This window comes from Paenibacillus sp. Y280, assembly GCF_056786335.1.
In genome coordinates this window covers 1-1618 of sequence record NZ_JBXCIW010000056.1, presented here as the reverse complement: position 1 = coordinate 1618, position 1618 = coordinate 1, and the positions used below count along the sequence as shown (strand labels likewise).

At 45.3% G+C, this 1618-nt stretch carries 1 protein-coding gene; it reads left to right on the top strand.

Features of this window, described 5'->3' with window-relative positions:
• The first annotated feature begins 117 nt into the window (after positions 1-117).
• Positions 118-1467 carry an IS1380 family transposase gene (locus AC1TPC_RS26790; RefSeq protein ID WP_482069767.1) on the top strand — a complete coding sequence of 450 codons (1350 nt, stop codon included), beginning with the start codon at positions 118-120 and terminating at the stop codon, positions 1465-1467.
• The last annotated feature ends 151 nt before the right edge of the window (positions 1468-1618 follow it).

Genomic DNA, 1618 nt, shown 5'->3' with positions numbered 1-1618 from the left:
CCTGAATCCGTGATATAAATATCTGATTTCCATAGATTGAAAGAGTATTATGGAGTAAAATAGAGATAACAGCTCGTTTGTTGCTGTTTTCAAAATACACCTATGAGGTGAACTCCAATGAAGGCTAAATTTACACTGGAATCTTCCAATGATTATCTTACTTCGCGTGCCGGGCTCATTCTTATCGGTCAACTGCTTGCCGGTACGCATTTAAATAAACGTCTTAATTTGTCTAAAGCTGGTGAGGCTAGAGTGCCTGACATCTCCCATTCCGATAATGTTCGTGCTTACTTGGGACTGCTCTGCCAAGGTAAAAGCGACTTTGATCATATCGAACCCTTTCGAAAAGATGAGTTTTTCGCTCGCGCTCTAGGCATTCGCAAGCTAACTTCCAGTCCGACCCTGCGTCAACGGTTTGATCAAGCTGCGCCTTCGAGAGAATGGCAACGGATTCTGCTCGAAGAATCCGCGGATTTACTAAAACGAGCCAACGCTCCTTTAACGCCGGTCAAGGTGACCTGCAGCCATGAAGAGGAACGATCTTACATGCCATTGGATATGGATGTTTCGCCCTTTGACAATTCAGGTACGAAGAAAGAAGGGATTTCTCGTACGTACAAAGGCTTTGATGGTTATGCTCCGTTCTTCGCCTACCTCGGCCAGGAAGGTTATGGTGTGAACGTAGAACTACGTGAAGGCAAAACACATGGCCAGAAGGATGCCGATGATTTTATCGATAGGAGCATTCGCTATGCAAGGCGCATCACGGATCTGCCACTGCTGGCTCGCCTAGACGGCGGTAATGACGCAGCAGATAACGTCAATCTCCTTATTGATCAAGAAACCGACTTTATTATTAAACGCAATCCACGTAAAGAATCGAAAGAGCAGTGGTTACAGTTCGCCAAATACGATGGGCGGCTGTTGGACTCCCGCGCGGGTAAAGAAGTCTATATGGGCGATATTCTCGTTCACCCGAAGCGATTCATTAAGCCCGTTCGCATGGTTTACCAAGTGACAGAGCGAACGACCGAACCGGATGGACAGATGCTGCTTGTACCGGATATTGAGCTCTCCCTTTATTGGACTTCGCTGGATTGCTCAGAAGAGCAAGTCATCACCCTCTACAAGGATCACGCGACGAGTGAGCAATTTCATAGTGAAATTAAGTCTGAACTCGACTTGGAACGTCTCCCTTCCGGCAAATTTGCGACAAATGACCTCATTTTGCATCTTGGATTGTTTGCTTATAACTTGCTTCGATTCATTGGACAGGTAGCACTGACCGATTATGATGCGCCATTTAAAAAGAAGAATGTCTTTCGGCAGCGCATTCGAACGGTTATTCAAGACCTTATGCTTATTTCCGCTCGCTTCGTCAAACATGCTCGAGGTTTAAAACTATGCTTTGGACGATGGAGTCCTTGGTTCCCGCAACTAAAGCGAATCTATTGGCAACTAAGATGATTGGAGCTAACAGAATACAACCTGCAAGAACGCTGTTAGACGAGGGTTCTACTTTGAGTTATTCTCATTTACCCAAAGATTCAATTGGATATGGCTGGTAGTAATTCCATCCGTTTAAAGATCCAAATTAGAGATTGGTCACGGATTCAGG